The sequence below is a fragment of the Polyangium mundeleinium genome (genome assembly GCF_028369105.1).
GTDB lineage: Bacteria > Myxococcota_A > Polyangia > Polyangiales > Polyangiaceae > Polyangium > Polyangium mundeleinium.
The window spans coordinates 9,757,377-9,783,804 of the sequence record NZ_JAQNDO010000001.1 but is presented as its reverse complement, the minus strand read 5'-3'; the positions used below and the strand labels follow the sequence as shown (position 1 = coordinate 9,783,804).

The window sequence follows — 26,428 nt, the reverse complement described above, 5'->3', positions numbered from 1 at the left end:
CTACCGGTTCACCTGCATATCATGATACGACGGAGGCTGCATGCAGCCTCCGTACCCCGCGCAGCCCGTCCTTGCCCTCGAGCCCTGGCTTCGGGCCGCGATCGCCGCTGCCGACGCCCTCGCGAAGCTCCACCAGAGCGGGCTCATCCACCAGAACATCCGCCCGCAAACGCTGCGGATCGAGCCCGCGGGCGAGGGGGTCGAGCTCGTCGGCGCCGAGGGATACGAGCTCACCGCGGCCATGGTGTTGACGCTGCCGCTCGAAGCGCTGCCGTACATCGCGCCCGAGCAGACGGGGCGGCTCGAAGCCGCGATCGATCATCGCGTCGATCTGTATTCGCTCGGGGTGGTGCTCTACGAGCTTTGCGCCGGGACGCTGCCATTCCACGCCGACGATGCGATCGGCTGGGTGCATTGTCACGTCGCGCGGGCCCCGAGGCCGCTCGCGGACGTGGCGCCCGAGACGCCGCCGATCGTCTCCGAGATCGTGATGCGGCTCCTCGCGAAGTCGCCGGAAGAGCGCTACCAGAGCGCCCGCGGGCTCACGCACGACCTCGAGCGGTGCCTCGCCGAGCTCACGGTGCAGGGTCACATCGAGCCCTTCCCCCTCGGCGCGCGGGACGTATGGGACAAACTCCGCGCTGCGAGCCGGATGTACGGCCGGCGCGCCGATCTCGCGGCGCTGCACGAGGTCCTCGAGCGCGTGCGCGAGACGGGCATGCGCGAGGTGGTGATCGTCAAAGGCCCCTCGGGCATCGGCAAATCCGCGATTCTGCACGAGCTCCAGCGTGAGGCGGGGAGCGCGCGCGCGCTCTTTTTGCGAGGGACGTTCGAGGAGCAGCGGCGCGACATCCCGTATGCGACCCTCGGCCAGGCCTTCGAGGGGCTCATCCGGCATAGCATCGCTGCGACCGACGCGGAGCTCGCGGCCGTGCGCGAGGAGCTCGCGGCGGCCCTCGGCGACAATGGGCAGCTCATCATCGGGCTCGTCCCACAAATTCAGCTCGTGATCGGCAAGCAGCCGCCGGTCACGCCGCTGCCACCGGCCGAGGCGCGCGCCCGCCTGCACCAGACGTTCCTGGCGTTCGTCTCCGCATTCGCGTGCCGGGAGCGCCCGCTCGTCCTCGTGCTCGACAACTTGCAATGGGCTGATTTCGCGAGCCTGGAGCTCTTGCAGCACATTCTGACGCACCCCGAGGGCCGGAGCTTGCTTCTCATCGGGACCGAGCGCGAGGACGAGGACGAGGCGTCACAGCCCGCCCAGGCCATGCTGCGCGAGATCCAGAAGGCCGGCGTCGCCGTCCACGAGCGGGTGATTCGCCCGCTCGAGCGCGCGGATTTGATTGAGCTCGTGGTCGATCTCTTCGGCTGCGATCGCAAGGACGCGGAGCCGCTCGCGGCCCTGCTCTGGACGAAGACCGGGGGCAATCCATTTTTCGCGGGGCAGCTCCTCGGCGCGCTGCACCAGGACCAGCTCATTCGATTCGACACGCGCCGGTGGGCGTGGGTGTGGAACATCGCCGAGCTCGAAGCCAAAGAGATCACCGACGACATGGTCGAGCTGGTCCTCGGCAAGCTCCGGCGTTTGCCCCAGGATACGCGCGACCTCTTGAAGCTCGCGGCCTGCATTGGCGGCGAATTCTCGGTCGCGCTCCTCGGCACGTTGAGCGAGCGGACGCCCGAGGAGGCCCGCCGCGCGCTCGAATCCGCGCTGACCGAGGGGCTGCTCCTGCAGCGCCCGGACGGATACAAGTTCATGCATACGCGGGTGCATCAGGCCGCGTATTCGATGATACAGGAGCAAGAGCGGGCGGGGCTCCATTTGCGCCTCGGCTGGCTCCTGCTCGAGCGTACGCCCGAATCCGTGCGCGACGCCCTGCTCTTCGATATCGTCAATCAGCTAAACCTCGGCGCGAACCACGCGCTCTCCGCCGAGGACCGGCGCCGCATCTCCGAGCTGGATCTCGCGGCCGGGCGGAAGGCGAAGGCCGCGAGCGCGCCGCGATCCGCGGCGGCGTACCTGTCCACGGGCGTGTCGATGCTCCCGCCCGATCCATGGGAGGTCGAATACACGCTGACGTACGGCCTCACCCTCGAGCTCGCCGAGTCCGAGTTCATGCTCGCGCGCTTCGAGGAGGCCGAGCGGCTCTGCGCCATTGTCGTGGAGCGCGCCCGCACGCGGGTCGAGCGCTCGGCCGCCCATCGTTTGCAGATCAAGCTCGCGATTGCGCAGGTGAACAATGCACGCGCGATCGAAATCGCGCTGTCGTGCCTGCACGTGCTCGGCGTGGACCTGCCCGCGAGCCCGACCCGGGACGACGTGCGCGCAGAGCTCGAGGCCATACGCGCCGCGCTCCGCGGCCGCACCATCGAGGAGCTCGTCGACCTCCCGGCGATGACGGATCCGAGCATGGTCGCCGCCATGCAGGTCCTCTCGTCTGTGTATCCGGCCTCGGTGTACGCTGCGACGGGCTTCGCGGACATGACCGCGGCCCGGATGGTGCATCTCAGCATCGAGCACGGCATGATTCCGGGCTCCGTGTCCGGACTTTCGTTCCTCGGCACGCTCCTCTGCGCCTCCTTCGGGGAGTTTCACGAGGGGTATCGTTTCGGCAAGCTCGCGTATGAGCTCGGGCGACGGCCCGGCTTCGGCGAGGACGCGCCGGCCCTGGCCGGGTTTGCCACGACGACCCTGCCCTGGTCGAGGCACATGCGGGAGGCGCTCGAGCACCTCCGGAACGCCTTCAAGCTCACCCGCGAATCGGGGCAGCTCCTCTACGCGAGCGCCGTCCTCATCCAGAACGTGATGATCCAGCTCGCGCTCGGCGAGCAGCTCGAGGCCGTCTATGAGGCGACGCTCCCGGCGTTCGAATTCGCGAACAACGCGAATTACGGCTTCCTCGCCGAGAACATCCAGTTGATGCAGCGATTCATCCGGTGCCTGTCCGGCGATACCGAACGTTTTGGCTCGTTCACCGGGGACGGCTTCGATGAGGGTGCGTTCGCCGTGCATCTGCGCGAGAGGAACATCCCGCTCGTCCGCCTGCTTTTCTTCACGTACCAGCTCATCGCGAGGTACATGGCGCACGATTACGAGGGCGCGCTCGCGTCGGCCGAGGCCGCCGAGGAGCTCGCCCGGGCCCGTGTGTACGGGGTCTCGGACGCCGAGTGCTGCCTCTATACGGCGCTCACGCTCGCGGCGCTCCTCGAGCGCGCGGAAGGGCACGACAAGGAGAAGTTCCGGGCGCAGCTCGACGCATGCGAGGCGACGCTGCGGAGCTGGGCGGCGAGTTGCCCGGACAACTTCGCCTGCCGGCATGCGCTCGTCGCTGCCGAGATTGCGCGTTTGGAGGGGCGCGAGCACGACGCGTCGACCCAGTACGATCGGGCGATCCGCGAGGCCCGCGCGGCGGGGTTCATCCAGATCGAGGCGCTCGCCTGCGAGCTCGCGGGCCGATTCTCGCTTCGCCGGGGCCTTGCCGTCTTGCCTGCCGCCTTCTTCCGCGAGGCGCGGGTCCTTTATGCGCGATGGGGCGCGCGGGGCAAGGTGAGGCAGCTCGAGGCGCTCCACCCCGACCTCCTCGCCGAGCCGCGCCGCGAGAGCGGCCCCATGCCCGCCGCGAACAACGAGCCGATCGATACCCTGACGGCCGCGAAGGCCTCGGCCGCCATTTCGAGCGACATGACGCCGGATCAGCTCCTCGCGACGCTGATGCGCATCCTCATCGAGCACGCCGGGGCGCAGCGGGCCTGCTTGCTTTTGCCCTCCGCGGGGACACTCGGGGTCGCCGCGGACGTCACCTCGGATCAGGACGGCGTGCGCGTCGATATCCCCAAGGGGGCGCGTGTGCCCTCCGCGGTGTCGTTCCCGCTCTCGCTCGCGCATTACGTGCGTCGCACCCGCGAGAAGCTCATGCTCGACGACGTGGCCGCGCAGGGGATGTTCTCGGCCGATCCTTATCTCTCCAAGGCGCCGCCGAAATCGATGCTCTGCGCGCCGATCGTCCGGCGCGGAGAGGTGGCGGGCATTCTGTACCTCGAAAACAACCTGGCGCGCGGGGTGTTCACGGCGCGGCGGCTCGCGCTCCTCGAATTCCTCTCGGCGATTTCGCTGGAGAACGCGCTGCTCGCCGCCGATCTCGCGCGGGAGACGGCGGAGCGGACCCAGGCGGAGCGGACGCTGCGCGAGAGCGAGGAGCGCCTGGCGCGGCTCGTGGAGACGGCGAGCGTGGTCCCGTGGGAGGCCCGCGCGGAGACGGCGCGGTTCACGTACGTCGGCCCGAAGGTGGCCAAGATGCTCGGGTATCCCCAGGACGCCTGGCTCGCGCAGGATTTCCTGTCGAAGTACGTGCACCCGGAGGACCGCGAGAACACGCTGATGCATTTCTTCGCAGCCACTGGGGACGACGATTTCGATTTCCGGATGACGGCGTCCGATGGGCGCACCGTGTGGCTGCACAACGTCTTCAGCTCGCGGGCGGTCGACGGGTCCGAGGTGCTCGGCGGTTTTCTTTTCGACGTGACCGAGCGCAAGGAGGCCGAGGCGACGCTGCGGGAGAAGCTCCGCATCATCGAGGAGCAGCAGGCCGCGATCCGGAGCTTGTCCACGCCGATCATCGAGGTATGGGAGGGCATCTTGACAATGCCCGTGCTCGGGAGCGTCAACGAGAAGCGGGCCGTGGAGATGATGAGCGTGGTGCTGGAGGCGGTGACGCGCACCGCCTGCGAGTACACGATCATCGATCTGACGGGCGTTGATACCGTGGATACGGCGACGGCCGATTACATCATGCGGATCGTCCGCGCGGTGCAGCTCCTCGGCGCGCAGGCCATCGTGGTCGGCATCCGGCCCGAGGTCGCGCAGACGATTGTCTCGATGGGGGTCGATCTGTCCTCGATCGCCACGCTTTCGACCCTGCGCGCGGCGCTGCTCCGGTGCATGCGGGCGCAGGCCAGCGTGCAGGCGAAGGGGGCTGCGCAGAGGGCGGCTCGTCAGGTCAGGAAATAACCACCGTCGACGCCGAGGTTCGCGCCGGTGATGTAACTGGCGCCCGGGGAGCAGAGGAAAAGAACGGTCTGCGCCGCCTCGTCGACGTGGCCCAGGCGCCGGAGCGCGATTCTCGCGGTAAAGGCCGCGAGCGCCTCCGGCGGCGCATCCTTGTAGGTCTCGCGGGACATCGGTGTATCAAAGGCGCCGAGCGAGAGCGAATTGACCCGGATGTTCTGCCCGGCGTATTCGGCTGCGGCGGTGCGGGTGGCGCTCTCGAGCCCCGCCTTTGCCGCGCCATAGGGGCCGAGGAACGCGGCGCCCGCCCTGGCCGCGGCGGACGAGCCATTGACGATGACCCCGCCGCCGCTCGTGAGCATCGCGGCGATCTCGTGCTTCATGCAGGCGAAGAGGCCACGCAGGAGAGCGAAATGCGCCTCGAACTCCGCGGAGAACTCGGAGAGCGGCGCCATCTTCGGCGCGGCCCAGGCGTTGTTGTAGGCGCAATCGAGCCGCCCGTACGTCTTGACCGTCTGCTCGACGAGCGCGCCGATCTGGCGCTCGTCCGTCACGTCGCACGGAAGGAACGTCGCCTCCCCGCCCGCGGCGCGGATCGCGCCCTCGACCTCGCGCCCGGGGCCCTCGCTGCGCGCGGTGAAGACGACCTTCGCGCCCTCGCGGGCGAACGCCTCGGCTGTCGCCCGGCCCAATCCGGACGTTCCGCCCGTGACCAGCGCCACCTTGCCTTCAAATCGCATTCGTTCCTTCTCCGTGTTCGAGCGGGGTTCTTTCGTCATGCCATCGAGTAGGCTGGCCCTACGGGCATGGAGTAATGCACGTGGACGAGGTGCCACGAGGCGCCCTGCTTTTCGAGGACCCAGCTCGCGCGCACGCCCCGGTAGAGCGTCCGTCGGCCATTCGCATCCATCACCATCTCGGCATCGAACCGCGCGGTCACGGTCGCGGCGCGCCCGCCCGCGAAGAGATGCACTCGCTCGTCGTACACGCGCAAGCCCGCATCGCGGAGCGAGGCGCTGCCGCGCTTGTAATGACGTCGGATGGTGTCGGATCCCACGATCACGCTGTCGCCGACCGGGATGAGCACGGCCGTCTCGCTGTCGCCCCACAGGTTCCCGATGGCGCCTCCGTCGCGCTCCAGCATTCGGCCGAGCAGCTCTTCCATGAATGCGCGGACGGAGGCTTCGTCCACGGCCTCGGACGGGACGGGTGCAGGATTCGAGAGCGCCGCTTCGATGCGCGTGGCGAGGCCCGCGACGTTCTCCTCGGCGAGGATCGTGAAATGGTCGCCGGGCACCGGCACGGATCGGAGACCCCGAAGCGTATGGTCGAGGTCGCCGTCGGGGCGCGGCGGCGATTGCTCGGCGATGAAGAGCGTCGCCGGGACGGCGAGCTGCCGGAGCGCATGGCGCTGCCACAGCGCGAGGTGGTGCTCGGCAACGGCGACGTCGCCGTCCAGAGGCTGCGGAGGCGTGAAGCCGGTCCGGCGGCCGTGCTCGCGGCCGACGTTGGGCGAGGCGAACACGTCGAGCAGGACGAGCCGCACCTCCTCCCCGCTCTGCGCGAGGAGCCTCGCCATTTCAATGGCGATCACGCCGCCGAACGACCAGCCGCCGAGGAGGTAGGGGCCTTTCGGCGCGGCTTTGCGGAGCTCTTCCACATAGGCCGCGGCCAGCTCCTCGAGGCTGCCGGGGCGGGCGACGGGATTGTGGAGCATTGGCGACGCAATGCCATAGACGGGTCTGTCCGGGGACAGCTCCCTCGCGAGCGCGTCATAACAAGCGACGCCGCCGCCGATGGGATGGACCAGGAACAACGGAGGCTTGTTCCCGCCGGGCGCGAGCGGGATCAAGCCGGCAGCCGAGGCCCTCGGTGGGGTTGTCGTGGCGCTCCGGGCAACGGGGACCGCAGGGACGGCCCCGGCGAAGGTGTCGTCACGGGAAGACAGAAAACGCGCGATCCCGTGGACCGTTGGATTCTCGTTGAATTGCGGAACCTTCATGTCGTGGCCCGTCCTCGTTCGAATCTCCGCGAGCATCTGGATGGCGAGCAGCGAATCGCCGCCGAGGTCGAAGAAGCTCGCTTGGGCGGGGACACGGGAGAGGCCAAGCAAACGCCGGAAGATGCTTTGCACGAGCGTCTCGGCGGCGTCTCCCCCGGCCTCGGGCTCGGGCCTTGCGGCGTCGTCCTCGACCTGCGCAGGCACGCGTCGCGCTGCGCCGTTCGAGGTCGCGAGCGTCGCCGCGGAGAGGCGCGCGGGGGCGCGGTCTCGCTCGGCGATCAAAATGCCGTGGTCGGCCGTATCGTGTGTCCCGGCGTCGCCGGGCGCGCTAACGACGCGGGGGAATCCCGCCTGCTTCAGCGCATGCTCCCATCGCCCGAGGTCCATGGCCAGCGAGCCGCGCGCGGACGCGACGGTCCAATACCCCGGCGCGAGGCCCCAGATGAGCTCCCACCATGGATCCATACGCGTGAACTCGACGAGCAGGAGCGTCCCGCCCGGCGCGGTGAGGTGGTGCAGGTTCTCGAGCACGGGCGCGAGATCCGGCACGACGTGCACCGCGTCGAGCCCGAGGACGAGATCGTATCCACCGGACAACCCCTGCTCCTCCGGCGAGCGATTCATGTCGAACGGGAAGGCCGAGAGCCAGGAGATGCCGCGCCGCCGGGCCTCTTCCTCGGCGCGGTGCAGGAAGGAGCGGCCGATGTCGGTGAAGTGGTATTCGACGTCAGCGCCCTGGAGGCGCGCGACGAGCGGCCAGGTCAGGGTGCCATGCCCTGCGCCGACTTCGAGGATACGAATCTTGCGGTCGCCGCGGCGCTGGACGAGCTCCTGCACGAGCTCGCAGCAGAGCTCGATCGAGACATCGCGGGCGCCGGGTGGGCAATCGCGCATGCAGGCGCGGAAGAGCGAATCCGTCCCGTCGGGGTAAAGGACGCCGACGGGCTCCGTGCCTCCCGTCAGGGCCTCGTCGTAATTTCGAACGCAATGCTCGATGAGGCGGACGAGCCCGGCGAACCGGGCGTGCTCGGATTGCAAACGATCCACGTGTGCGGCCGAGCGCCCCGCCTGCGTGACGTCGAAACGAACCTCCCCGGCCGGGGTGCGCGACGCGAGCCCGTCGCGCTCCAGGGTACGCACGCACAGATCGAGCATCGGCATGAATTTCGGGAGGATGCCGGCGCGCTCGCGCAGGGCTTCGAGCCGAAAGACGCGGCCGAGATCGGCGCCGAGGCGCCGGGCGAAGAAATCGAGGACCAGGCTCGCGCAGAGCGCCTCCAGCGCTGGACGCAATCCCGGCTCGTCGTCGATGCCACGCGTGTCGAGCCCGCGCGCGATGCCGAGGGCCCGCTCCTCCAGCGTCGCGGGGCGCTCGGCCGGCGCGGCGCCCAGCGTGAAGCGCCGTCCCTCGAAGGGATAGGTGGGCAGCGGGATGCGGCGCCGTTTCTCCGGGGCGTGGAACGCCTGCCAATCGATATCGACGCCGAGCTCCCACGCCCGACCGAGCGCGCGAAGCACCTCGGCGTGGGCGGGCACGTCGCGCCGGCGATATCCGGGGAGCGTGCCCAGGACCTCGATGTCACGCCCTGCGACGCGCGGGTGCGCCTTGAGGAACGAGCCCATCGTGCCCCCGGGCCCCACTTCGAGGTACATCGCGGAGGGGATGTCGAGCAAGGTGCCGAGCCCCTCCGTCAAACGCACGGCGTTGCAGAGGTGATCCGCCCAGAAATCGGGGCTCGTGGCCTGCTCGGGCGTGAAAAACGTCCCGGTCAGGTTGGAGACGATCGGAATCGCAGGCGGCTTGCGTTTGACGGCCGCCACAGCATCTCGGAAGGTTTGTCGGATGGACGCCATCCAGGGGGAATGGGAGGCGCGTGAGACACGGACGCCCGTCGTCTCGAATCCGGCCGCTTCGAGCCGCGCGCGCGTGGCGTCGATGGCGGATGTGGAGCCCGAGAGCACGACGGCGTTGGGCGCGTACGTCCCGATGACGAGGTCCGCGGGGAGGTAAGGCTCGATCGCAGCGGCGTCGCCAAAGACCGTCAGCATGCCGCCCGGGGACGTCTCGTCCATGAGGCGCCCGCGCTCCGCGACGAGCGAGAGCGCATCACGGAGCGAAAAGACGCCCGCGAGGCAAGCGGCCACGTATTCGCCGACGCTATGCCCCAGCATGGCCGCGGGGCGGACGCCCCAGGCCTGGAGGAGCGCGGCGAGGGCATATTGCACCACGAAAAGGAGGGGCTGGACAGCGCGCATCTCGTCGAGCTTGGGCTCGTGCTCGGGCAGGCGTTCGAGGAGGAGCGGCCTCAGATCGAGGCCCGCGTCCCTGTACAGATGCTCGATGCTGGTGTCGATCGTGGCGCGGAAGACGGGCTCGGCGTCGTACAGCGCGCGGGCCATGCCGAGGTATTGCGCGCCGTGGCCCGGGAAAAGGAAGACCACGGGGCGCGCGCCGCGGGACGCCGCGATCGGGGCGTCCGCTTGCCGTTCCGCGAGCCGCTGCCTCGCGCCTTCCTTGTCATGACAAGCAATCGTCGTGCGAAAGCGTCGCGGCGTTCGTCCGACGGCGAGGGAAAACGCGACGTCGGCGAGGTCTACGTCCGGATGGCGCGCGAGGTGCTCGCCGAGCCTGCGCCGGGCCTCCGCGAGCGCGGTCTCCGTGTTCGCGGAGAGGCAAAGGAGCGCCGTCGGGCGGCGGCTCGGGGCGAATTCGACGGTTGGCGGCTCTTCCAGGATCACGTGGACATTCGTCCCGCCAAGCCCGAGGGCATTGACGGCCGCGCGGCGCGGGCCCTTCGTCCGCGGAAACGGTCGGGGCGCGTCGGGCAGGAAAAAGGGGGTGTGCGAGAGGTCGAGCAGCGGGTTCGGCGCCCGGAGGTTCGGCAGCGGCGGGATGACCCCGTGTTCGAGCGCGAGCGCCGCCTTGACGAGGCTCGCACCGCCCGCGGCGGCGTCGAGGTGCCCCAGGTTCGCCTTGAGCGAGCCGAGCGCGCAGACCTCTCGATGATCCGTGGAATGCCGGTAGACCCGGGCGAGCGCGTGGACCTCCGTGGGATCCCCGAGGCGCGTGCCCGTGCCGTGGGCCTCGACGAACGCGATCGTTCGTGGATCGATGCCGGCCGTGCCCAGGGCCTGCTCGACGACCCGCGCGACGCCGTCCTCGCTCGGCGCGGTGAAGCCGAGTTTTTCCCCGCCGTCGTTGTTCATGGCCGAGGCGAGGAGGACGGCGTGAATCGTGTCTCCATCGGCGAGCGCGTCGGCGAGGCGCTTGAGGACGACGATCACGGCGCCACTCGAAGGCACCATGCCGCTCGCCCCCTCGTCGAAGGGACGGCAATGGCCGTCGCTGGCGAACACGCCGCCCTCGGCCCATAGATATCCGCGATCTTGGTCCCGGAGCGAGGCCAAGGAGACGCCGCCCGCGAGGGCCACGTCGCAGTCGCCGGCGAGCAAGCTCTGGCGCGCGAGATGGACCGCCGAAAGAGACGTCGAGCACGCCGTCTGCACGGTGAGCGCCGGGCCGCGGAGGCCGAGCTTGAAGGCGACCCGCGTGGCCAGGAAATCGTGCATGTTGAGCGTCTGCGCGCGAAAGGCATTCGCCGAGCGGCCCTCCTCGCGGATCACGTCGGCGACCGGGCCGAGCCAATGCAGGGGCGCGCCCATGCCCCCGAACACCCCGATCCGCCCGGAGAAACGTGTCGGATCGCAGGAGGCATGTTCGAGCGCCTCGTGGGCGCATTCGAGGAAGATCCGTTGTTGCGGGTCCAGGAAGGCCGCGTCCGCGTCGCTGTACCCGAAGAACGCGGCGTCGAAGCGATCCGCATCTTCGAGCACGCCCTCGACCGGGACGAACTCCGCCTTGCGAACGCGCGCAGGATCCGCGCCGGCCGCGATCAAGGACGCGGGATCGAACCTGCGCACGGTCTCGCGTCCGGTTTGAACGACGTCCCAAAGATCGTCCACATCACGGACCCCCGGGGCGCGGATCGCCATTCCGACGATCGCAAGCGCCCGCGCGCGCGCCGGGTCCTCGGCGGCGGCCTCGCGTGGCGTGGCGTGCTCGGGACGTGTGACGACGCGCAACGTGGCGAGGTGCCCGGCGAGGAGGCGGATCGTCGGCATACGCATCAACGTCACGACGTCGATGTCGATCCCGAGCTCGGCCGCGAGGGCGCTCTGCACACGCGCGAGGGAGAGGGAGTGGCCGCCGGCCTCGAAGAAAGGCACGTCGACATCGATCTCGGCGACGCCCAGGACCTCGCGCCAGATGGCCGCGACGCGGGCCGTGAGGTCCGCGGGGGACGCCGGCGTCGCGGCAGCCGACACGGCAGGCGGCGCAGGCGGCGCAGGTGGTGCAGGCGCCGGGAGCCGCCCGCGATCGATCTTGCCATTGAGGTTCGTGGGCATCGATTCGAGGACCACGAAGCTCGTCGGCACCATGTACTCCGGCAGGCGCTCGCGGAGGTATTTGCCGAGCGCGCGCCCGAGGTCCTCGTGCACGCCTCCGCGCGGATGCACGTACGCGACGAGGCGGGCCTCGCCCTGCATCTTCCGCAGCTCCACCGCGGCCAGGTTCACGGCCGGGTGATTGCCGAGCGTGGCTTCGATCTCGCCGAGCTCGATGCGGTAGCCGCGCAGCTTGATCTGCCGGTCGACCCGCCCGAGGTAGTCGAGGTGGCCGTCGGGGCGCCATTTCACCCGATCCCCCGTGCGATACAGCCGCGCTCCCGCCGTCCCATCCCCTTCCACGAACGCAGCCGCGGTGAGGTCGGGGCGATTCAAATACCCGCGCGCCACCCCGGATCCGCCGATGCAAAGCTCCCCGGGGACGCCCACGGGGACGGGGCGCCCGAGCTCGTCGAGGACGTGGACCGCGACGTGCGGGAAGGGGCGCCCGATGGTCGGTTTTCCCGTGCCGGCGAGGTAGTGCGCGGCGACGGCGGCGACCGTGGCTTCCGTCGGGCCGTAGACATTGAACAAGCGCCGCCCGGGCGCCCACCGCGCCGCGATCTCCTCGGGCAACGCCTCACCCGCCGTGATGAGCGTCTGCAACGCGGGGAGCTCTTCGTGCGGCAGGACCGCGAGCACGGACGGGGTCGTCTCGAACGCGTGGATGTCCTTTTCCCGGAGGAACCGCGCGAGCGCAGGGCCCGGCAGGGTGCTCTCCTTGTCCGCGAGCACGAGCGTCGCGCCGGCGGACCACGTGAGCGTGTAATCGCCGACCGATCCATCAAACGTGAGCGGGAAGAGCTGCAAGACGCGCGTGCCCACGCCGAGGCCGAAATACGCCGCCTCCGCCCGGGCGAGGTCGCCGAGGCCGCGGCGCTCGACGAGCACGCCTTTCGGAAGGCCCGTGGAGCCGGACGTATAGATGACGTACGCGAGGTGGTGCGGCCCTGCCATCGGCGGGGGCGCCTCCCTGGGGAAGGCGGCGATTTCGGAGGCGTCCGCGTCGAGGCGCAAGGTGGAGACGCCGGCGGGGAGCACGCCCGCGCGGCTCGTATTCGTGAGCACGAGGCGCGCCTTGGCGTCTTCCAGGAGGAACGCGAGGCGTTCGCGCGGGGAATCCGGGTCGAGGGGGACGTACGCGCCGCCCGCCTTGAAGACGCCGAGGAGCGCGATGTAGGCCTCGATCGAGCGATCGAAGCAAAGCCCGACGAGCGTCTCCGGGCCGACGCCGCGCGCGCGCAGTGCATGCGCGAGCTGGTTTGCGCGCGCGTCGACCTCGGCATACGTGAGCTGCTCGTCGCCGTGCTCCAGGGCGATCGCCGCGGGGGTGCGCGCCGCATGGGCCGCGAAGATTTGCTCCAGGCTTTCGCGCGTGTCGTCCTCGGCGGGCACCACGGACGGCCCCTGCCACGTGATCAACTGTCGCCGCTCGGCCTCGGTCGAGAGCGGGAGATCGGAGAGCCGCTGCGCCGGATCCCGGGCAATGCCTTCGAGCAGCGTCCGGTAATGGTCCGCCATGCGCTCGATGGTGGCGGTGGAGAAGAGGTCGGTCTGGTATTCGATGTGGCCGACGAGGCCCTGCGGGCGCTGATGAAGCTCCAGATAAAGGTCGAGCTTCGAGGTGCCGATGTCGATCCGGCCCGAGCTCCAGGCCGGCGCCTCGGTCACCGGCGGCAGCGGCGGCATGAGCAGGAAGCCGGTATCGTACAGGGGGTTTCTCTCCAGCGGGCGCGGCCCGTCGAGCAACGCGAGGAGCCGCTCGAAGGGCACGTCCTGGTGCTCGCGCGCCCCGCGGAGGGCCTCGCCCACGCGCGGCAAGAGCTGCTCGAACGGGAGGGCGCCGTCGAGCTGGGTGCGCAGGACGAGGTTGTTGTTGAAATACCCGAGGAGGGATTCGAATTCAGGGCGCGGGCGCCCCGCCGCGGCCGAGCCGACCACGATGTCGCCCTTTCGCGTGTACCGGAACAGGAGCGTCTTCCACGCGGCGAGCAGCGTCGTGAACAGGGTGACGCCCGCGTGATGGCCGACCTCGCGGAGCTTCGCCGTGAGCTCCGCCGAGAGCTCCACCTTGAAGCGGGCGCCGTTTCCCGTGGGCCGGGTCGGGCGCGGGTGATCGAGGGGGAAATCCAGATCCGTCACGCCCGCGAGCTGCTTCCGCCAATACGCGAGCTTCGGGGCGAGCTCGTCCTCGGTGAGCCAGCGCCGTTGCCAGGCGGCAAAGTCCGCGAGATGGAAAGAGGGCTCCCGCAAAGGCGAGGGCTCTTTGCGGGAGAAGGCCGCGTAAAGGGCGCGGAGCTCCGGCAGGAACACCCCAAAGAAGGAGACGCCGTCGGCGATGATGTGATGCGCGGTCACGCAGAGCCGCGTGTCGTCGTCGGCGAGGCGCAAAAGGAGGGCGCGCACGAGCGGGCCTTCGCCGAGGTCGAAGGGCTTGCGCGCGTCGATGCGGGCGAGTCTCCGCGCCTCGGCCTCGCGCTCCTCGGGCGGCAACATGGTCAAATCGAGCACGGGCAGGGCGAAAGGCCGCGGCGGCAGGATTTGCTGCATCGGCTGGCCGCCTTCCTCCACGAAGACGGTGCGCCACGCCTCGTGCCGGCGGGTGATCTCGGTCAAGGCGCGGGCGAGCACCGCGGCGTCCACGGGCTCGCGCATCTGCACGAGGATCGGCTCGTTGTAGACGGGCGTGCCCGGGAACATCTGCCCGACGAGCCACAAGCGCTGCTGCGCGAACGTCGCAGGCAAGAGGCCGCCGCGCGGGACCTTCGTGACCGCGGGCCCCGGGAGATCGGTCGTGGCGCGGGCGCGCTTTTCCTTCGAATCGACCCGCACCGGCACCTGGATCGGGCGGGCCGGGGCGCGAGGCTCGCGTGTGCTCGGCAGGGCCCCACCCGCCATTTCATGGGAAACGGCGCCGACACCCCCCGCAAAGCCGTCGCACGAGATGGTCTCGGTGCGCGAGCCGGGGTTCTTCTCGCTGGATGGAATGGGAGTCCCACTCCCCAGAACGGGGTCGAAGGTCTTGCTGGTCATCGGCCCTCCTCCCGCCCCCGCAGTCACAAAAAAAACTATCGCGTATCCTGTTTGTCCAGCAAGTACACAAATTCCGCAAGACGGACGGCACGATTTCCACGCCGATTTCGTCAGCTATCGATGTCCAGAAACACCCAACATGACCTTACGAAAGCGCGCGATTGCACATATGGGGCCATCGATGTAAAGGAAGTCACAGGCTCGTCGACGAGGCGCCACAATGCCAGGGAGCGACGGCCCAATGAGGGGTTCCGGTATCGCTGTGAAATTGTGCGTTCGAAAGATCGGTATGGGTCTCCGGGTTTGACCCGCGCTCGCCCGGCAGCCACGCCGGGTCCTTCGGCGCGGGAGGGCATCGGGGCCCCTGCCGATAGAGCGCGCTCGGCCCCACGTGAGACGTGCGGCATGGATCCAAGCGAACGCCTGCGAACGAAGGGACGGCTCGCCCGCTGGCTCTCCGCGCGTTTCGGGCGGCCACGTTCCACCCACGTGGAGCCCCCAAGCGAAGGCCCCGGCGCGGGCGGAGAAACGAGCGGAGCCGCGCTGGCCGACCTTCTGCGCGGTGCGCAGCCCGAGATCCTCGAGGCGTGGGAGCGAGCCGTCCGGCGGATGCCGGCCGGGCGTGATCTCCCCCGTCCGCACCTCCTCGATCACATCCCCACCCTGCTCGAAGAAATCGCCGACATGGTGGACGCGCTTCGGGTCGGTCGGACCCCGAAGCCTCCGTCCGAGACTGCCCAGGCCCACGCGGAGGAGCGGCTGGAGGAGGGATTCGATCTCACCTCCGTCGTCACCGAATACGCGCTCTTGAGGTCGACGATCACGCGGTCGCTCTGGCGAAAGCAAAACCTGCCCGGCGGCCCCGAGGGGTTCCTGACCCTCCACCAGGCCATCGACGCGGCCATCGTCGCGGCCGTCGAGCGCTACACGCGCGCCCGCGACCGGGGCGCAGGGGAGAGCCGCGCCGAGCTCGAACGTGTCCTCGCCCAGGTCGACATCGAGCGGCTGCGCTTCCGCGATCTCGTGAACAACCTGGATCACGTCGTCGTATGGGAGGCCGACGCGCTCTCCCTCCGGTTTTCGTTCGTGAGTGAACGGGCCACGCCCGTGACCGGTATGACGCCGGCCGAATGGATGAGCGCGCCCGATTTCTGGGGCACCCACGTCCCCGCCGCGGAGCACGGCCGGCTCCTCGCGCTCTTCCGCCGCTGCCTCGAAGCACGGACCGACGAGCGCCTGGACCACCGTTTCCTGCGGCCGGACGGTCGTGTCCTCTGGGTCCACACCGGCGTGCACGGGACCGAGCGCGCGGGCGCGCCGATGTTCCAGGGCGTGACCATCGACATCACCGAGCTCCGGGAGTCCATCCAGGCGCGCGAGCAGATCCTCGAAATCGTGTCCCACGATCTGCGCAATCCGCTCAGCGTGATCACGATGAACCTGGAGCTCTTGGCCCGGAGGGCGCCGCCGGGCGAGGCCGGGGCCGACCTCCGGCAACGTACGGAGACGGCGTTGCGCCACGCGCGGCACATGGCGCGGATCATCGGGGACCTCGTGGACCTCGCGGCCGTGGCGGCGAATCGCCTCTCGGTGGCACGCAAACCCGAGGAGCCACGCGGCATCGTGCAGGAAGCCGTGGCGAGCTTCGAGGAGAGGGCGAGCGAGAAGGGGATCGGCTTGGGGTGCGAGGTCGTCGGGGAGCCGCCGCGGGTGCTTTGTGATCACGATCGGGTGATCCAGATCCTCGGAAACCTCCTCGGCAATGCGATCAGCGCGACGGAGCCAGGCGGATCCGTGGTCGTGCGCGTGGAGCCGCGCGAGGACGAGGTGGTGTTTTCGGTCGCGGATACGGGCCGCGGGATCCCCGCGGAGCACCTGCCGAACCTGTTCAAGCCGTACTGGCGGGGCGACGCGAACGCCTACAAAGGCACCGGGCTCGGGCTCGCCATCTCGTGGGGCCTCGTGGTCGCGCAGGGCGGGAGGTTATGGGTCGAGAGCGAGGTGGGCCGGGGGACGACGTTCTCGTTCGTGCTCCCCGTCGACCGGACCTAGCACTTCGAAAGGAGCGCCTCCGCCGTACACGTGTGCTCGTCGAGGGCCGCTTCGAGCAGGCGGGGGAGGCCCTCGCGCTGGCCTTCCCGGGCCGCCCGCTCGACGTCGGCCGAGCGGCGCGCGAGGCGCATGGCGCCGAGCATGCCCGCGCTGCCCTTGAGGTTGTGCGCGAGGCGCTCCAGCGTGCGGAGGTCGCCCGCCCTGAGCGCGGCGCCCATGTCCTCCAGGTTGCGCCGGGAATCGCGGACGAAATCGTCCACCAGCGTCGCCAGCGGGTTCTCCTCGTCGAGGGATGCGACGAGCCGGATCCGTTCGAACGCCTCCTCGTCGAGGACAGGCTCGTCCGGGAGGTGCACGGCCGGCAATCGCGCGGTCGAGAGCGGCCTCGGCCGGCCGAGGGCCGAGCGGGTCAGCGCGGCGACGAGCTCCTCGATACGAATGGGCTTGGCGACGAAATCGTCCATGCCCGCCGCGAGGCACTCCTTCTTGTCCTCTTGCATCGCGTTCGCCGTCATCGCGATCACGCGCGGCTTGCCGCGGAGCGGGGCCTGCGCGCGGAGGCGGCGGGTGGCTTCGAGGCCGTCCATTTCCGGCATCTGGACGTCCATGAGCACGACGTCGTATTCCTTGCGCGTGACGGCTTCGAGGACCTCGAGGCCGTTCGCCGCGATGTCCACGCGATACCCGAGCCGCTGAAGCAGGAGGCTCGCGACCTTCTGGTTCACGACGTTGTCCTCGGCGAGGAGGATCCGCAGCGGATGCCGCTCGCCGAGCGTCGGATCGATTCCCAGGGCCCGAGGGGCGCGCGAGGGGCGCACGACCGATTGCGAGAGCACGCGCATGATCGCGTCGAAGAGGCTCGATTGCTTGATGGGCTTCGAGAGGCACGTGGCCCCGAGCTGCGCCGCCTCCCGGTGCGTGGCGAGGTCGCTCGACGTGAGCAGGAGGAAGGGGAGCACCGCGAGGCGTGGATCCTGGCGAATCGCGGCGCCGAGCTCGAAGCCGTTCATCCCTGGCATGGAGACGTCGAGGAGGGCGAGGGCGAACGGGAAGGGCTCGTCGGGCAGGAGCCCCTCGGCGTGGCGCCGGAGAAGATCGAGGGCCTCGGCGCCGGACGCGACGACCCTGGGCGTCAGGCCAAATGCGCGCGTCTGCTCGGCGAGGATACGCCGGTTCGTGGCGCTGTCGTCGACGATGAGGATGTGCCGGCCCGCGAGGTCCGGGCCGGCGACGGCGAGGGCGTCCGCGAGGTCCCGCCCGACGTCGGGCGCGGGGCTCGTCGTGATCGTGAAATGGAACGTCGTGCCGGCGCCCTCCTCGCTCTCGACGTGGATCCGCCCGTGCATCAGCTCGACGATGCGCTTGCAGATCGCGAGGCCGAGCCCGGTCCCGCCGTACTTGCGGGAGATCGAGGCGTCGACCTGGGAGAACGATTGAAAGAGCCGCCCGAGGCGATCTTTGGGGATGCCGATGCCGGTGTCGCGCACGGCGAAATGGAGCACGAGCTTGCCGGGGGGCGCGGGCTCGTCCCCGGGGGTGATCTCGATGAGGACCTCGCCCGCGGAGGTGAACTTCACCGCGTTGCCGAGGAGGTTCACGAGGATCTGCCGGAGCCGCGTCACGTCGCCGAAGATGCCGGGCGGCGTCCGCGGGTCGATGAAGGCGCCGAGCTCGAGGCCCTTCTTGCGCGCCGCGATCGTCACGAGGTCGAGGGCCTCCTCCACGCAGGGGCGCAGCGCGAAGGGCTGCTCTTCGAGGTCCATCAGGCCCGCCTCGATCTTCGAGAAATCGAGGATGTCGTTGATGATGGCGAGCAGCGCCTCGCCGCTCTGGCGGATGGTCTCGACGACGTCGTGCTGGTCCTCGTCGAGCGTGGTGTCGAGCAGGAGCCCCGTCATCCCGAGGACGGCGTTCATCGGCGTCCGGATCTCGTGGCTCATCGTGGCGAGGAACCGCGACTTCGCCGCGTTGGCGAGGTCCGCCTCCCGGCGCGCGGCTTCGAGCGCGGCGTTTTTTGCTTCGAGCTCCTCGCTGGCGAGGTGCTGCGCCGTGACGTCGATGAAGAGCCAGAGCCGGCCGCGGTGCTCACGTTCGCCCGTGGCCGTGCTGGAGATGCTGAGCACCCGGCGAGGTGGCCCCGCGAAGACCCACCGCGCGTCGCGTAGCTCGCCGTCCCGCTGGTTCATCACGGCGAGCGCGCTCTGCCGGAGGCCCGCGCGGTCCTCGGCGCGACCCCAGAGGCCGGCCATCGATCGCGCCACGCGCGCCGGCTCGTGCAAGCCCTTGGGCAGCCCGAGGAGCGCCGCCGCCGCCCCGTTCACCCACGCCTCGGACCCGCGATCATCCACGAACACGAGGCCATGCGGGAGGGTTTGGAAGACGGTATCGAAGCGGGTCGAGACCGCGGAGGCGAGCTCCGCCTTCTGCAGGTACAGCGCGAGCAGGTGGAAGAGGGGAAGGAGGGCGACGAGGGCGCGCTGCTCCTCGGCCGAGAAGGGTGTGTTCTCGCGGCGAATGAGCGCGAGGCCGCCCGCCTCGTCGACCGAGGACCAGGGCAGGATCGCGAGGCTGCCCCGGAGGCCACGCGGCAGCCCCATTTCGGACGTCACGACGGCGTCGAAGACCGGCCGCGCCGATTCGAGCGCGCCGGCGAAGATCGCGGCGTGTGTCATGCCGTCGGGGAGGAGGCCCGCCGGGGCGCTCGCGAGCGCGAGGGCCGTCACGGGGTCGATCCGACGGAGCGCGAGGACCGCGTCGACGTGGAATCGCTCGTGGAGCACGGCGAGGACGCGGGGGAGAGCCGCGTCCGGATCCCCGGCGCCGAGCGCGGCGAGCAGGGCTTCGGGCGTGCTCGTACCCATCAGGCGGAGGCGGCGAACGATTGGATCGCGCGTGTCACCTGCTCCGGAGCGCTCCAATGCGGCATGTGGCCGGTCGCGTCGAGCACCTGGAGCTCCGCACGGGGGATGTGGTTCGTGAGGTACGTGCCGACCGACATGGGGACGGCGACGTCCGCCTGCGATTGGAGCACGAGCGTCGGGAGCGTGAGCTTTGGCAGGTCTTTGCGGTGGTCGGACTCGAAGATGATGCGGGCGACGGTCAGCACGATGTCCGGCCGCAGCGCTCCCAGGCTGGCGGCGAAGTCCCGGGCCAGATCGGGTCTGTCGGGGTTGCCCGTCACGATCGGGGCGAACCCGCTGGCCCAGGCGTGGAAGTTCGTCTGCATCGCGCGGTAGAGCCCGTCGAGATCGGCGCGCTTGAAGCCGCCTTCGTAGCCCACGTCGTCGAGGTAGCGGGGCGAGGCGCCGAGCAGGACGAGCTTGCGGAAGCGGCTCGGCTCCTCCACGGCGGCGAGCAGGCCGATCATCCCGCTCATGGAGTGGCCGACGTAGACCACGTCCTCCAGGGCGAGCTCCTCCAGCAGGAGGAGCAGGTCCATCGCGTAGCTGCGCAGGCTCTGGTAGCGGCGCGGGCTGTAGGCGTCGAGATCCGAGCTCCCCGCGCCCACGTGATCGAAGAGCAGGACGCGGTGCCGCTCGGCGAGCGTGGACGCTTGATGACGCCACGCCGTTTGATCCGTCCCGAAGCCGTGGGCGAGGACGATCGTGGTTTCACCTGCGCCGAGGACGCGCGCGTTGTTTTGCCGGGAGGAAGGGGTCGGTTCCATGCGGGGCTCCCACCGTCGAGGGTACGAGCCCTCTCGGCGGAAGGGAATGGCCCCGTGCTACGTCAAAAAACCAGCGCGATCGCGAGGGCCTCTTCGATGTTGTGGATCGGCTGCTTGTTCACGAAGACCGGCGCGTAGGTGGCGCTGATCTTGGCGACGAGCGGCGGCGCGATCCACCATTCGAGCTTGGCCGTGGCCTCGGGCGCGAGGGGAAAGCCGAGCGCCTCCTCGGTGCCCGCGTCGGGGGTCGTCTGGAAGTTCGCGTCGACGAGCTTCTGGCTCGCGGAGAAGCGGCCGATGCGCACGGCGGCGCCGAACACGAGGGCGATGGGCCAGTCGAGCTCCCGCAGGCGGAAATTGATGCCCGGCGCGACCGAGAGCTGCGCGAAGTCGGGCGCGCCCGCGTTCGGGTCGATGGCCGTCTGGAAGCGAGCGACGACCGGGATCGAGAAATGCGGGCCGAGGTGCAGCTCGAGCGCGGCGCGGGGGTAGATGCCCGGGACGAAGCCGCCTTGGCCGACGACCTGGTAGACGCCGGCGCCGGCCTCGATGTGGAAGCCGATCCCGGCCAGGCCGTACTTGGGCTTGAGCCGCCGCGGATCGTCATCGTCGGCGCGGGCCGCGCTCGAAAAGAGCAGCGCGGCGGCGCACGTGAGCGAGAGGAGGCCAGCTTTTCCCAGGTGAAGGCCGCGTCGCATGTCGATTTTCTAACGAGGAGGTCTCGCCTCCGTCAAGGAGCGTTTGCCGGGACGAGCACGTTTGGGGCGGTGCGTCAGAGTCCTTCGAGGACGAACGTATCCCAGACCGTGCCTTTGCCATCAATCACCTGGCCCGCGAGCGTCTTGCCCGTCGCGTCGAGGACGACGGCGTGACGAACGGTGCCCGAGGCGGCGCGCATCGCGCAGATGGGCCGGTCGATGTTCTCGTCCACGTTTGCGAGCGAGGCGCCGCCGCCGCCCGTCGTGATCCACGTGAGGTCGGGGAACACGAATCGCTCGTCGCCGTGCATGTGGGCCTGGATCACGAGCCGGACCCGCGACCACCCGAGGACGTTGTCCCGATCCTCAAGTCGACGGCCCGCCGCCCCGTCGCATCGCAGTGAGCTTGTCCCGTATCTCGTAAAGCTCCTTGCGCTGGCGCTCGAGCTCCACGCTCGTTTCCCCCGGGGGCCGCAAGGGTTCCTTGCACGCTTGGAGCTTTCGCTCGATCTCGGTGATCCACGGCTCGACCACGGCGAGCCCCGCCTCGGGCTCGTGGCTCCTCAGGCAGGTCTGCACATACATCTCTGGATACATCCAGCTCTTGTCTTGGCCGACGCGGACGAACTCGTCCCAGGCGTCCCGGCAGGCCTGGAAGGGCGCGCGGAGCTCACACGCTGCCCTGAGGATCGCCTCGGCGGTCCTTGCCTTGATAGCGCCAACGCAATCCTCGAACGCCTCGCCTTCGCCCGCGCGCGCCACGAATTCCGCCTCGACCCGTCGGTAACCGGCCGAGATGTCGGCGAAGCTCCGATTTTTCGAGTCTCTGAAGGTCTTGTAAGCGGCGCGGTGCGCTTTCCAGAACTCGTCGTAAAGCTCGTCGGCCTGCTCTTCTTCCGGGGTGGTCGCGGGGGCTGCCTCGTCCTCGCGGCGGGTCTCTAGCCAGGGGATGACCTCGCCGCGCCTCTGGGCGGCGAGCGCGTCCCGGAGGTTCCCCAAACGCTCCAGCTCGTTTTCGTAAAGGCGCGCGGGGTACTCCACCCCGCTCCCCTTCGTTTCCTCGAGCAGCCTCTCGAGCTTCGCGAGCAGCGGTTCGAGCACCACGAGCCCGTCGTCGGGCCGCTCGTCGTATGCGCAGCCATCGGCGTAAAACCAGGACATCGAGCACTCGAGGTCGATGCCCGAGAAGCCGAGGCGAACCAGATCGTTCCACGCCTCACGGCAGGCGTCGAAGGGGGGACGCTTGTCATGGGCTAGCAACAGGATGGTTTCAGCGATGCGCCGCCGCGTCTCTCTCACTTGAAATTCATTGTAGCTGGCGCGAGTCACGAATTCCGACTCAAGCTTACGAAAATCTTCGACGGCCTCAGCAAAGCTCCGGGTTCTGTCTAGCGACTTGATCAAGAGCTTGCTATGCGGCTCCACGAACGCACGTTCCTCTGGGTCCATGATTCTCTCGCGTTTCATATTTGTTATTTAAACCCCGGATAGATGCAAGATTGCCCTGTGTCGAGATGATTTGGCCACTGGTTGTATCTGTTGCACAAGAGTAGGCATGTACCACAGAGCGTTTCATTCCAATGGTTCCCCATTTCGCGATCCTTGCCTTTGTCTACGCATGCCTCATAACGGTCCGTACAGGTCGGTTCCTTCTGCTTCCTCCGCTTCGCGAACGCCTCCGCCGCCCCCGCCGCGACCGTCGCCGTGACCGTCACGCCAACGGCGATCGCAAAGGCTTCAATGATGACCTCGGTGAAGACGATCGTGACGACCACGACGGTCACGACCTCCCCGATCGGCCCCCGCTCCGGCATCACCTGCCTGTTCGCCGACGTGGACGATCGAAAGAGGCTCCTCGCGAGGACATCCTCGGGGAGCGTCATGCCTCGCAGGGCGATCCGTATGCAACCCCCGACGTCCGCATTGGGCTGGCCCGTTGTCTCCACCTCCACGACACGACCTTCCTGGTCGACCTTCACCGAGGCGTCGAGCGTGTAGTACCCGGGCTCGATGGTGCTTTTGAGCTCATCCACGCACGCCCTGAGGCGCTCTGCGGTGGCTTCAGGCACGCGCGGCCGGTCATCGGGCACCGAAGGGCGGTAGATCTTGGCCGACGAGCAGCCAAGCGGCAGGAGCGAGAGCGTCAGGCAACCGAGAAGGCCCAGGGCGAGGAGGGGCGGCCAACGCGGTCGTCTCATTTCCTGGATCGGAGCAGAAACACCGAACGCCTGTCAATGCAGTGCGTGTCGCGCCCTCCTCGGCTTTCTCTTCCGGCTCTGGCGTGGAATTTCGCCTCGCCGGGCCTTGTCCCGATCCTCAAGTCGACGGCTCGCCGCCCCTGCGCATGGCAGTGAGCTTGTCCCGTATCTCGTAAAGCTCCTTGCGCTGGCGCTCGATCTCCACGCTCGTTTCCCCCGGTGGCTGCAAGGGTTTCTTGGACTCCTCTAGCTTTCGCTCGATTTCGGCGATCCACGGCTCGACCACGGCGAGCCCCGCCTCGGGTTCGTTGCTCCTCAGGCAGGCCTTCACGTACATCTCTGGATACATCCAGCTCTTGTCTTGGCCTACGCGGACGAACGCGTCCCAGGCGTCCCGGCAGGCCTGGAAGGGCGCGCGAAGCGAGCAGGCTGCCATCAAGATCGACTCGGCGGTCCTTGCCCTCATATCGAGCACGCACGCCTCGAACACCTCGCCTTCGCCTGCACGCGCCACGAACTCCGCCTCGACCCGTCGGTAGTCGGCCTCGACGTCGGCGAAGCTCCGATCGAACGATTTTCCATAGGTCTTGAAGACGGCATGGCTCGCTTTCGAGAACGCGTCATAGAGCGCGTCGGCCTGCTCTTCTTCCGGGGTGATCGGGGGGGCTGCCTCGTCCGCGCGGCGGGTCTCTAGCCACGGGACGACCTCGCCCCGTTTTTGGGCCTCGAGCGCGGCCCGGCGGATTCCCAAGCGCTCAAGCTCGGCTTCGTAAAAGCGCGCGGGGTACTCCGCCTCGCTCCCCTTTGTTCCCTCCAGCAGCCTCTCGAGCTTCGCGAGCAGCGGTTCGAGCACCACGAGCCCCTCGTCGGGCCGCTCGTCGTATGCGCAGCACTCCGCGTAAAAGCAGGACATCGAGCACTCGATTTCGATGCCCGAGAAGCCGAGGCGAACCATATCATTCCACGCCTCGCGGCAGACCTCGAAGGGGGGATGCTTGTCATGGGCTAACGACAAGATGGTTTCAGCGATACGCCGCCTCGTCTCGCGCACATCGAATTCGTCGTCGCCTGCGCGCTCCACGAACTCGGCTTCGAGCTTGCGGAAGTCTTCGACGCCCTCAGCAAAGCTCCGGGTTCGTTCCAGCGACTTGACCAAGAGACGCCCGCTCGCTTGAGCGAACGCAAGCTCGTCCCCTGCCATTTCCCGTTTGAGTCCCTGGTTCATCGTTTATCTATCCGCCTCCGGTCCATACCAGCAGGACACCTGTCCCCTGCTAGCTTGCTCGACATGTTTCGGCCAATTGCCGTTCTCGCACAGCATCCAGCAATCGTGGCATAGTGAATGCTTGGGTCCAGTCCCCGGCTGGCTCGCCAAAGGCGACATGAGGCAGTTGCCGACGTGAGTCGAACAGCTTGGCTTCTTCCTCCTCTTCCGAATCGCCTCCGCCGCCCCCACCGCCACCGTCGCCGTGACCGTCACGCCAACGGCGATCGCAAAGGCTTCAATGATGACCTCGGTGAAGACGATCGTGACGACCACGATGGTCACGACCTCCCCGATCGGCCCCCGTTCCGGCAGCACCTGCTTGTTCGCCGACGCGGACGTTCGAAAGAGGCCCCGCGCGAGGACATCCTCGGGGAGCGTCATGCCTCGCAGAGCGATCCGCATGCAACCCCCCACGTCCGGATTGGGCTGGCCCGTCGTCTCGACCTCCACGACACGACCTTCCTGGTCGACCTTTATCGAGGCGTCGAGCGTGTAGTACCCGGGCTCGAGGGTGCCGCTGAGCTCATCCACGCACGCCCGGAGGCGCTCTGCGGTGGCTTCAGGCACGCGCGGCCGGTCATCGGGCGCCGAAGGACGGTAGATCTTGGCCGACGAGCAGCCAAGCGGCAGGAGCCAGAGCGTCAGGCCACCGAGAAGGCCCAGGGCGGGGAGGGGACGTCAACGCGGACGTCTCATTCCGCTCGTACGTCGATCAGGGTCCTTCGAGGACGAAGGTATCCCAGACAGCGCCCTTGTCATCAATCACCTCGCCCGAGAGCGTCTTGCCCGTGGCGTCGAGGATGACGGCGTGACGAACGGTGCCCGACGCGGCGCGCATCGCGCAGATGGGGCGGTCCACGTTCTCGTCCACGTTCGCGAGCGAGGCGCCGCCGCCGCCCGTCGTGATCCACGTGAGGTCGGGGAACGCGAATCGCTCGTAGCCGTGCATATGGGCCTGGATGACGAGCCGGACCCCGTGTTGCACGAAGAGCGGCTCGAGCTCGGCGCGTGTCGCGGGATCGTCGGATTTGTCGCCGCACGTGACGATCGGCTTGTGGAGGAAGACCACGGAGAATCGATACCCGGGCTTCGACGCCGCGTCGGCGAGGGATTCGGCGAGCCATATTCCCTGCTCGGAGGCGAGGCCCAGGGGTTGTTCCGTGTCGAGGGAGAAGAACCAGACGCCGCCCGATTCGAAGCGATAATGGTCGCCCGCGCCGTCGAACCCGGCGCCGCCGAAGAAGCGTCGATAATAGGCCTCGTATTCCTCGGGCACCTCGAGCTCGTGATTGCCGAGGGCCGGGAAAAACGCGCCCTGCGCGAGCAAGGGGCGCATCGCGGGGAACCAGGAGGCATACGTCTCCAGGCCGGACTCGTAATACTGGATGTCCCCGCCGTGCAGCGTGAAATCGGGGCCCATCGGCAAGACCTGATCGAGCACCTTCTGCGTGATGCGATTGAGGCCCGGGTTCGTGTCGCCGATGGCGAGGAAGCGCAGGTCCGCGCCGTCGGGTTTGGCGGCGCAGACGCGGCCTTTCGCGGCCGGGTCGGCGGCGAGGTGGTAGTCGACGCAGGCGCCGGCCGTGAGGCCCGAAAGGACGGCCTCGTGGGTCCAGTAGGTGCCGGCCTCGTCGGGCGGCGCGCTCGGATCGAGGACGGCTTTGCGCGTCGTGGTGACCTCGTACGTCGTGACGGTCGAGGTCGCTTCGCGTGCATCCCCCCCGCCTTCGGGCGTGAACACGACGCCCCCGGCGACGCCCTGCCGGCAGGCCTCCCAGCGGACGACGGCGGAGGTGCGATCGGCGCGGAGCGACCAGGGCCCCTTGCTGACGCCGGTGCCGGGGCAACGTTCGTCCGTGGGCGGAGGCGGCGGGGGTTCTGCGGGCGTCGGATCGCTACAGCCGGAGGTGAGCGAGGCGGCGAGTCCGAGGGCGGCGAGGAGGCGAGGGGGAGCGGCGAGCGTCGGCATACGCGCCGCAGTGTACTCCCGCTAAGAGGGTGTTTCACAGGCTGCTGCGCGGCTCGATGCGTCGGTCGGCCTCGCTCGACGTACAGAGTAC

13 protein-coding genes are annotated in these 26,428 nt (G+C 68.9%); 2 read left to right on the top strand and 11 right to left on the bottom strand.

Features of this window, described 5'->3' with window-relative positions:
- Nucleotides 1-40: 40 nt before the first annotated feature.
- Entirely contained in the window at nt 41-5,008 is a 4,968-nt protein-coding gene (locus tag POL67_RS38540) for an AAA family ATPase (RefSeq protein WP_271925693.1), read from the top strand.
- On the opposite strand, the gene POL67_RS38535 is transcribed toward POL67_RS38540, so the two are convergent.
- Nucleotides 4,993-5,784, bottom strand: coding sequence for an SDR family NAD(P)-dependent oxidoreductase (locus tag POL67_RS38535; protein WP_271925692.1), 792 nt, complete (start codon nt 5,782-5,784; stop codon nt 4,993-4,995). The genes POL67_RS38540 and POL67_RS38535 overlap by 16 nt on opposite strands.
- The gene (locus POL67_RS38530) at nt 5,781-14,486 is read right to left on the bottom strand and encodes a non-ribosomal peptide synthetase/type I polyketide synthase (RefSeq protein ID WP_271925690.1); all 8,706 of its coding nucleotides are present in this window, start codon (nt 14,484-14,486) and stop codon (nt 5,781-5,783) included. The genes POL67_RS38535 and POL67_RS38530 overlap by 4 nt, the downstream gene beginning before the upstream one ends.
- Before the next feature lie 489 nt (nt 14,487-14,975).
- Between POL67_RS38530 and POL67_RS38525 the strand changes: the two genes are divergently transcribed.
- Nucleotides 14,976-16,538: an ATP-binding protein gene (locus POL67_RS38525; RefSeq protein ID WP_271925688.1), complete on the top strand. Its 1,563-nt coding sequence runs from the start codon at nt 14,976-14,978 to the stop codon at nt 16,536-16,538.
- On the opposite strand, the gene POL67_RS38520 is transcribed toward POL67_RS38525, so the two are convergent.
- The 9 genes from POL67_RS38520 to POL67_RS38480 form a co-directional block, all read right to left on the bottom strand.
- Nucleotides 16,535-19,399 carry a hybrid sensor histidine kinase/response regulator gene (locus POL67_RS38520; protein ID WP_271925686.1) on the bottom strand — a complete coding sequence of 955 codons (2,865 nt, stop codon included), beginning with the start codon at nt 19,397-19,399 and terminating at the stop codon, nt 16,535-16,537. The genes POL67_RS38525 and POL67_RS38520 overlap by 4 nt on opposite strands.
- On the bottom strand, nt 19,399-20,205 hold the full coding sequence (locus POL67_RS38515) for an alpha/beta fold hydrolase (protein WP_271925684.1): 807 nt from the start codon (nt 20,203-20,205) through the stop codon (nt 19,399-19,401). The genes POL67_RS38520 and POL67_RS38515 overlap by 1 nt, the downstream gene beginning before the upstream one ends.
- Nucleotides 20,206-20,267: 62 nt before the next feature.
- Nucleotides 20,268-20,903, bottom strand: a complete 636-nt coding sequence (locus POL67_RS38510) for a hypothetical protein (RefSeq protein ID WP_271925682.1) — start codon at nt 20,901-20,903, stop codon at nt 20,268-20,270.
- Nucleotides 20,904-20,977: 74 nt separating this feature from the next.
- Nucleotides 20,978-21,229, bottom strand: coding sequence for a hypothetical protein (locus POL67_RS38505; RefSeq protein ID WP_271925680.1), 252 nt, complete (start codon nt 21,227-21,229; stop codon nt 20,978-20,980).
- A gap of 40 nt (nt 21,230-21,269) precedes the next feature.
- Nucleotides 21,270-22,163, bottom strand: a complete 894-nt coding sequence (locus POL67_RS38500; RefSeq protein ID WP_271925679.1) for a hypothetical protein — start codon at nt 22,161-22,163, stop codon at nt 21,270-21,272.
- Nucleotides 22,164-22,375: 212 nt separating this feature from the next.
- Nucleotides 22,376-23,101 carry a hypothetical protein gene (locus tag POL67_RS38495; RefSeq protein WP_271925677.1) on the bottom strand — a complete coding sequence of 242 codons (726 nt, stop codon included), beginning with the start codon at nt 23,099-23,101 and terminating at the stop codon, nt 22,376-22,378.
- A gap of 118 nt (nt 23,102-23,219) precedes the next feature.
- Nucleotides 23,220-24,326, bottom strand: a complete 1,107-nt coding sequence (locus POL67_RS38490; RefSeq protein ID WP_271925676.1) for a hypothetical protein — start codon at nt 24,324-24,326, stop codon at nt 23,220-23,222.
- 3 nt (nt 24,327-24,329) lie between these two features.
- Nucleotides 24,330-24,935, bottom strand: a complete 606-nt coding sequence (locus POL67_RS38485; protein ID WP_271925675.1) for a hypothetical protein — start codon at nt 24,933-24,935, stop codon at nt 24,330-24,332.
- 145 nt (nt 24,936-25,080) lie between these two features.
- Nucleotides 25,081-26,337: a metallophosphoesterase family protein gene (locus tag POL67_RS38480; RefSeq protein ID WP_271925673.1), complete on the bottom strand. Its 1,257-nt coding sequence runs from the start codon at nt 26,335-26,337 to the stop codon at nt 25,081-25,083.
- Between the last annotated feature and the right edge of the window lie 91 nt (nt 26,338-26,428).